The following is a 7,055-nucleotide window of genomic DNA, read 5'->3' as shown; positions in this document are numbered from 1 at the left end:
GGGTGCTCGGCGCGGTGGCCGCGGGGGAGTTGCTCGGGGTGCCGTCGGCCGAGTCCTGGTCGTCCTCCGATCCCGAGCTGCTGCACGAGCTGACCAGCAGGGCGGTGGCGGTGGCGAGGGCCAGGGTGGCCGGAAGCAGCCGGTTGCGACGGTTCACGGTAGTCGAACTCCGGATCGGGTCAGGTCAGTTCAGCGGCGTTCAGGCCGTACGGCAGGGTGCGCCAGGGGTTCTCCCCGGCTCCCGGTACGGCGCAGCCGACGCCGGCTCGCCGGGCGGCGATCAGGGCGGCGGCGTCCTGGGCGTTCTCGGTGGGGACGTCGTAGACCAGGTGGCAGAAGCGGGAGGCCGCATGCCTGCCGGTCCACAGCGGCAGCGTCATGTCGCGGTAGGCGTCCCAGTCGCCCTCGAAGGTCACCAGCAGGTCGGCCAGGCCGACTTCCGCGTAGCCCGGGTCCGGGTGCTCGCCGTGGCCGAACACCACGGTGCCGCAGCCGGCCGCGCGGGCGGCCGTGGCCAGCCGCCGGTAGTGCGCGAGCGCGCCCCGGTGGGTGGTGACCTGGTCGAAGTAGACGCCGGTGATGCCGTGGCGCTGACGGTAGGTCAGGATGTCGGCCACCACGGCCGCGTGCGGGCGGCGGCCGTAGTCGGTGTCGGTGTAGCCGACCAGCGGCAGGCCGGCGGCGCGCAGTCGGTCGGCCGCCTCGGCGAAGACGTGGTCCGGGACCTCGCCCGGACCGTCGGCGAGGTTGAGCACGACGGCGGCGATCCGGGCGGGGTCGGCGGCGGCGACCGCCTGCCAGGCCGCCGGGTCCACCGCGGGGTGGACGTACAGCGGCACCAGCAGGCGGCCGTCGGGGGTCTGCCCGGTGGTCATGCGACCACCGGGTCGGGCGTGGGCCCGGCGGTGCCGAGCCACAGGTCGCGCAGGGTGTCGGCGAGGTCCGTCTCCGGCCGCCAGCCGAGCTCCCGGGCGGCGGCCGACACGTCGGCCTGCTGCCAGGAGACCGCGGCCGAGCGTTCGGAGCCCGCCCCGCTCTCGTCGATCCGGCCGGTGAAGCCGGCCGCGGCGACCAGCCCGTCGGCGATCGCCCGGACCTGCCGGGCCCGGCCGGAGGCCAGGTTGAGCACCCGGGGCAGCGGACGGTCGGCGGTGACGGCCAGGCCGACCGCCCCGGCCACGTCCCGGGCGTCGACGAAGTCGCGGTAGGCGGAGAGGTCGCCGACCGTGATCACGCCGTCGGCGCCCTCGGGCGCCACCCGGCGCAGCTCGGCGGCCAGCCGGCCGGGCAGTGAGCCCGCCGGGGCGCCGGGGCCGACCGGGTTGAACACCCGCAGCACCACGGCGTCCAGCGGCGAGCCGGCCACCGCGAGGGAGCCGGCCAGCTTGGTCGCGCCGTACACGCCGACCGGGCGCGCGTCGGCGTCCTCGGTCAGGGACTCGCCCTGTCCGCAGACGCCGTACTCGCCGGCCGAACCGATGTGCACCAGGCGGGCCTTCGGGGCGCCGAGGGAGAGCGCCTCGCAGAGCACCGCCGGGCCGCGGGCGTTCACCTCGGCGAGCTTGACCGCGCTGCCGGCCACCGCGCCGGCGAAGTTGACCACCGCGTCGGGGGCCAGCGCGGACAGTTCCTCGCCGAGCGGGCCGGCCTGGGCGGTGGCCAGGTCCAGCCGGAGATCGTGGGCGGGCCGCCGCCCCGCGGTCAGCACGGTGGCACCGGGCAGTGACCGCAGGACGGCGGTGGCGTGACGGCCGAGGAAGCCGTCGCCGCCGAGGAGCAGAATTCTCACGCGGCCCGTCCGTCGCTCTCGGCGCCCGCGGTGGCGGGCTCGGCGTGCTCGTCGTCCGGGGCGGTGCGGGCGGCCGGGATCGGCAGTTCCGCGACGCTCGGCGTGGTGGCGGTCGACTCGAAGGGCATCAGGACCGGGCGGATGGTCGAGAACTCGGCGTTGGCCCGGTCGTAGTCGTCGGGCCGGCCGATGTCCAGCCAGTAGCCGCCGAACTCGTACGCGGACGGCGGGGTCCCGGCGGCCAGCAGGTCCAGCACCAGCTCGTCGAAGCCCAGCGGCAGGCCGGGGGTGTACTTGGCGAGCGCCGAGCGGGAGACGCCGTACACGCCCATCGAGACGCGGTAGTCGATGCTGGGCTTCTCCTGGAAGCCGGTGATGGTGCCCTCTTCGGCGGTCAGCACGCCGAAGTCGATCTTGACCTGACGGGCATAGGTGGCAATGGTCAGCGGGGCACCGGACGCCTCGTGGTGCTTGAGCACCCCGGCGAAGTCCAGGTCGGTCAGGATGTCGCCGTTCATCACCAGGAAGTGCTCGGGCAGGCGGTCCTGCATGGTGAGCAGCGGGCCCATGGTGCCGAGCGGGCTGTCCTCGACGGCGTAGCCGACCCGCAGGCCCCACTGGGAGCCGTTGCCGACGTAGGCGCGGATGATGTGGCCGAGGTGGCCGATGGCCAGGGTGACGCTCTGGAAGCCCGCGGCGGCGAGCTGGCGCATCACGATCTCCAGGATCGCGTGCTGGTCGCCGATCGGAACGAGCGGCTTGGGAAGCGCGGTGGTGTACGGGCGGAGACGGACGCCCTTACCGCCGGCCAGGATCACTGCGTGCATGGTGTTTCCCCCACGGAAAGGATGTGCAGGACACGAACCTTGGTTACCAGGACGAGCAAGATCGGTTACGGCGGGTCAGACGTTGTAGATGTCGGTCTTGTAGCGGGCCAGGTTGGCCGGGTCGCGGAAGAACTCGATGGTCTGCTCCAGGCCCTGCTCCAGGCTGAAGCCGGGGGCCCAGCCGGTGGCCCGGCGCAGCCGGGTCGCGTCCGCGACCAGACGCATGACCTCGGAGTTGGTCGGACGGATGCGCTGCTCGTCCTCCTTCACCACCAGGTCCACGCCCATCAGCTTGCCGACCAGGGTGACCAGGTCGCCGACCGAGATCTCGCCGCCGGTGCCGGCGTTGAAGGTCCGGCCGACCACCGACTCGGCGGGCGCGGTGCCCACCGTGCGGAAGGCGTTGGCGGTGTCCTTGACGAACGTGAAGTCGCGGGTCGGGCGCAGGTCGCCGAGGGTGATCTCGGTCTGGCCGGCCGCGACCTGGGCGATCACGGTCGGGATGACGGCGCGCATCGACTGGCGCGGGCCGAAGGTGTTGAACGGGCGCAGGGTGACGACCGGGGTCTCGAAGCTGGCGTGGTAGCTGTCGGCCAGCCGGTCCCCGCCGGCCTTGGAGGCGGCGTACGGGGACTGGGTGTTGATCGGGTGGTCCTCGGTGATCGGCACGGTCTGCGCGGTGCCGTAGGTCTCGCTGGTGGAGGTGTGCACCAGGCGGGGGATCTCCAGGTGGCGCACCGCCTCCAGCACGTTCAGGGTGCCGGTGACGTTGGTGTCGACGTACGAGTGGGGGGCGCGGTAGGAGTACGGGATCGCGATCAGGGCGGCCAGGTGGTAGACCGCCTCGGTGCCCTTGACCAGGCCGTTGACCGAGCCCGGGTCCCGGACGTCGCCGAGGACGATCTCGACCGAGTCCAGCACCTCCTCGGACAGGGTCTCCAGCCAGCCGAAGGACGAGAAGGAGTTGTACTGGACCATCGCGCGGACGTGGTGCCCGTCGGCGACCAGGGTCTCGACGAGGTGGGAGCCGATGAAGCCCTCGGCTCCGGTAACCGCGACGCTGCTCATGCGGATTTCGCTTTCTCGATCTGCCGGGGCGGCCGGACGCCCTGCGGTGGCCGGCCGCCGTAGGCCCGGTGGGTGTCTCAGGTGAAACGGGTACGGCGGTGCACGCGAATGGAGGCGTGCGGGATATTCGATGTGTTCAGCGGTGCTGGGTGGTGCGGCCGAGCGCGGGCCCGGCGAGTGCGGTGAGGACGGTGGCGGCCGCCCCGCAGCCGATCAGCTGCAGGACGATCGGGTCCGCACCTGTCAGCAGCCCGGCGCTCTCGGCGACCGCGGCGGCCAGACAGACGAGGGCGGTGCTCCAGCTGAACCCGAAGGCGTTCAGCAGCAGCGCCAGCCAGAGCGAGCCGCCGAGGAGCAGCATCGCGCCGAGCTGCGGCACGCCGAGCGCGGGGGCGCCGGGCCACAGCACGGTCGCGGCGGCGTCCAGCGCGGCCACGGTGGTGAGGTAGATGAACAGGCAGCCGAGCAGGATCGCGCCGGTGCGGCGGGAGAACTGGCCGCTGGTGTGGCTGGTGCGCAGTGCGGCGACCGCCAGTGCCCGGTAGCGGAAGAGCAGCCACTCGGCGAGGCCCAGGCTGAGCGTCAGCGCGATCATGGCCGGTCCGGTCGGGGTGGTCGAGGTCTCCTGCGCGGGGTGGCCGCCGGACTGCACGGCCTGGTGGATGGTCCCGCCGAGGCCGGCGATCAGCGTGAGCGCGCCGCAGGCCAGGCCGAACAGCAGGTGCGGGACCTCCTGGCGGACCGGCAGCCTCAGCGCCACGGACTCGCGCTCGCCGCCGCGGATGCAGACCAGCAGCTCCCGGGCGGCCAGTCCGACCGCCAGCGCCACCGAGGCGAGCAGCACGACCGTTCGGACCAGCTGCGGAACGTCCACCGCCAGCACCACGCCCGCGCCGACCGAGGCCGGGGCCAGCGCCAGCAGCAGGAACTTCTCCCGCCCGAGCACCAGCAGCACGGTGGCCGCGCCCAGGTAGCAGGACTGTCCGGCGGCGAAGGACAGCGCGCCGAGCGGCCCGCCGACCACGTACGCGGCGGCGGACGCGACCAGCGCGCCGACCGGGGCGCCGACGGCCAGGCAGACCGCGGCCTCGCGGCGGCGCATCCGGCCCAGCCAGCGGTAGGAGCGGTGCGCCAGCGCCTGGTTGAAGCCCCAGCTGACCAGCGTGGCGACGGACAGCGCGAGCATGCCCGAGGGCAGGCCGAAGCGCATCCGGGTGGTCGCGAACAGGCTGGCGCCGAGCAGGTAGCCGAGCCCCGGCAGGGCGAACACCAGGCCGCGCACCACGCAGCGCCAGGGATCGGCCCGCCAGGGGTTGGCGAACTCGGAGCTCGGGCCGGGGTAGCGGCGCTGGACCTTCTCGAACAGCTCCTCGGCGACGGTGAACGCGTCGGGGCGGCCGTACAGCAGGGCGGCCTGCTCGTCCGAGAGGCCGTCGGACTCCAGGAAGGCCGCGATCTCGTACGGGTGGACGGCGTCGGCGCAGACGTCGCGCAGGCGCTCGGCGAGTTCGTCCAGCGGGTCCGCGGAGAGGTAGAGCGACTCCTCGGGCTCCGGCTCCTGCTCCGGCTGGGCGGGGCGGCGGCGCTTGAGCGGCAGGGTGCGCAGCTGCATGGTGTGCTCGGGTCCGGCTTCGTCCGGAACCAGTCGCAATGGACCGCTCATGCTCCGACCTCGTTGTGCTCGGCGGCCGCTTCGCGGGACACGCGCTTCTCGACGGTTCTCTCTCCCCCGGCCGCCGGCCGGGGGTGCTCCGGGCGCCGGTTCACGCTCCGACCTCGCTCGGCTCGGGGCGGGCGGCGGAGGCCAGCTGCTGGTCCCAGTCGGGGCTGGGGACCTGGTCGGTGACGGCGACCATGCCGCCGGGCATCCAGCGGGCGGTGCCCAGGAGTTCGGTGTAGATCCCGCGGAAGCCGTCGATGTTCTGGCGGAGGGTGAACTGCTCGATCACCCGCAGCCGGGCGCCCTCGCCGAGCCGGGCGCGCCGTTCGGCGTCGCGCAGCAGCTCGATCGCGGCGGCCGCCATCGGCTCGGGCTCGCGCGGCGGGACGACCAGTCCGGTGTCGCCGACGGCCTCGCGCACGCCGCCGACGTCGGTGGAGACGGTCGCGCGGCCGCAGGACATCGCTTCGATCAGGGTGAACGGGAAGCCCTCGCTGATGCTGGAGAGCATGACCACGTTGCCCGCCGCGTACGCGTCGGTGATGTCGGCGACGCGGCCCTCGAAGGCCACCGAGTCGGCTATGCCGAGCTCGGCGGCCAGGGCTATGCAGCGGTCCCGGTACGCCTCGCCGCCCTTGGGAGTGCCGCCGAAGAGCCGCAGCCGCGCCTCGGGGATCTCGCGCTGCACGATGGCGAAGGCCTGGATCAGCGTCTCCAGGTCCTTGATCGGGTCGACCCGGCCGGCCCAGCTGAGGGTCGGCGTCTCGGGCTCGGGACCGGCCGGCGGGAAGGCGGCCGGGTCCACCCCGTTGTAGACGGTGCGGATGTGCGAGGACGGCGTGCCGCCGCGCTCCTCCCAGCGCCGGTTGTACCGGTTGCCGGGGGTGACCAGCGCGGCCTGCCGGTAGCTCTCCTCGGCGAGCATCCGGTAGAAGCCGAGCAGCAACGCCTTGACCGGCCAGCGGTACGGGCCGGTGCGGTAGCCGAGGTAGCGCTCGCGCAGGTAGATGCCGTGCTCGGTGAGCAGAAACGGTACGCCGTACTGCTGGGCGGCGATCAGCCCGGGCAGGGTGGCGAGCCCGCCACTGGCCGCGTGCGCGACGCCCTCCTTCGGCGGCTCGACCGAGAGCGGCCGCAGGGCGTGCTCCAGCAGGTCGGTGGCGTTCAGGGCGTCGTGCAGGGTGGGCCGGGAGACGGCGGTCGGCAGGTAGTCGCGGGTCCAGACGTGCTGGAGGGTGCGCAGCGCGCGCTCGCTGCGCAGCGCCGGGCTGAGCAGCCCGTGCCGGGCGAGGTCGGCGAAGTTGTACAGCTCGGTGCCGAAGTGGGTGGTGTAGACCGGGTCGAGGATGGAGTGCAGGAAGCGCTCGTACGCGTTGAGGAAGCGCCGCATCTCCTTGCCGCGGGGCGGTCGGCCTTCCGAGGCCGGCCCCCAGAGCGGTGCGGTGGTGACCGACCGCACGTTGGCGGGCAGCTCCCAGGCCAGTGGTTCGTGCCCGGTTCCGGTGACGGCGATGACGTCGAACTCGACGTCCGGCATGCCTTGAACGAGCTGGTCGCACCAGACGCTCACGCCGCCGTGCTGGTGCGGATACGTCCCCTCGGTGAGCAGGGTGACGCGCATTCCTGTCCCCCCTCCTGTTCTTGCGTCGGTTCCGGCCTGGATGGCCGGAACGGGAGCCGTGGTGGGGTCGGGCCGGGTGACCGGCCCGAC

5 protein-coding genes and 1 pseudogene are annotated in these 7,055 nt (G+C 73.5%); all 6 read right to left on the bottom strand.

The features are described from left to right. Positions 1-179: 179 nt before the first annotated feature. On the bottom strand, positions 180-875 hold the full coding sequence (locus ACIQOV_RS19395; RefSeq protein ID WP_401049954.1) for a spherulation-specific family 4 protein: 696 nt from the start codon (positions 873-875) through the stop codon (positions 180-182). Beyond that, positions 872-1,789, bottom strand: coding sequence for an NAD-dependent epimerase/dehydratase family protein (locus ACIQOV_RS19390; protein WP_401049952.1), 918 nt, complete (start codon positions 1,787-1,789; stop codon positions 872-874). The genes ACIQOV_RS19395 and ACIQOV_RS19390 overlap by 4 nt, the downstream gene beginning before the upstream one ends. A gap of 125 nt (positions 1,790-1,914) precedes the next feature. Continuing rightward, positions 1,915-2,616 (bottom strand): annotated as a pseudogene (locus ACIQOV_RS19385) (NDP-sugar synthase); the annotation flags it as partial. A 75-nt stretch (positions 2,617-2,691) separates the two neighbouring features. Beyond that, positions 2,692-3,684, bottom strand: a complete 993-nt coding sequence (locus tag ACIQOV_RS19380) for an SDR family NAD(P)-dependent oxidoreductase (protein ID WP_380547479.1) — start codon at positions 3,682-3,684, stop codon at positions 2,692-2,694. A gap of 136 nt (positions 3,685-3,820) precedes the next feature. Then, positions 3,821-5,347, bottom strand: coding sequence for a hypothetical protein (locus ACIQOV_RS19375; protein WP_401049950.1), 1,527 nt, complete (start codon positions 5,345-5,347; stop codon positions 3,821-3,823). 100 nt (positions 5,348-5,447) lie between these two features. Next, positions 5,448-6,965, bottom strand: a complete 1,518-nt coding sequence (gene pelF, locus ACIQOV_RS19370) for a GT4 family glycosyltransferase PelF (RefSeq protein ID WP_401049947.1) — start codon at positions 6,963-6,965, stop codon at positions 5,448-5,450. Positions 6,966-7,055: the final 90 nt, after the last annotated feature.

It is taken from the genome of Kitasatospora sp. NPDC091257 (assembly GCF_044757675.1).
In the GTDB taxonomy this organism is placed as follows: domain Bacteria; phylum Actinomycetota; class Actinomycetes; order Streptomycetales; family Streptomycetaceae; genus Kitasatospora; species Kitasatospora lactacystinica.
The sequence above is the reverse complement of the archived record's forward strand: the minus strand, read 5'-3'. Positions and strand labels throughout refer to the sequence as shown.

Excerpts from the sequence above, each read along its gene's own strand:
- ACIQOV_RS19395 (WP_401049954.1), bottom strand. The coding sequence starts at position 875 with ATGACCACCGGGCAGACCCCCGACGGCCGCCTGCTGGTGCCGCTGTAC.
- ACIQOV_RS19380 (WP_380547479.1), bottom strand. The coding sequence starts at position 3,684 with ATGAGCAGCGTCGCGGTTACCGGAGCCGAGGGCTTCATCGGCTCCCAC.
- ACIQOV_RS19375 (WP_401049950.1), bottom strand. The coding sequence starts at position 5,347 with ATGAGCGGTCCATTGCGACTGGTTCCGGACGAAGCCGGACCCGAGCAC.
- pelF (WP_401049947.1), bottom strand. The coding sequence starts at position 6,965 with ATGCGCGTCACCCTGCTCACCGAGGGGACGTATCCGCACCAGCACGGC.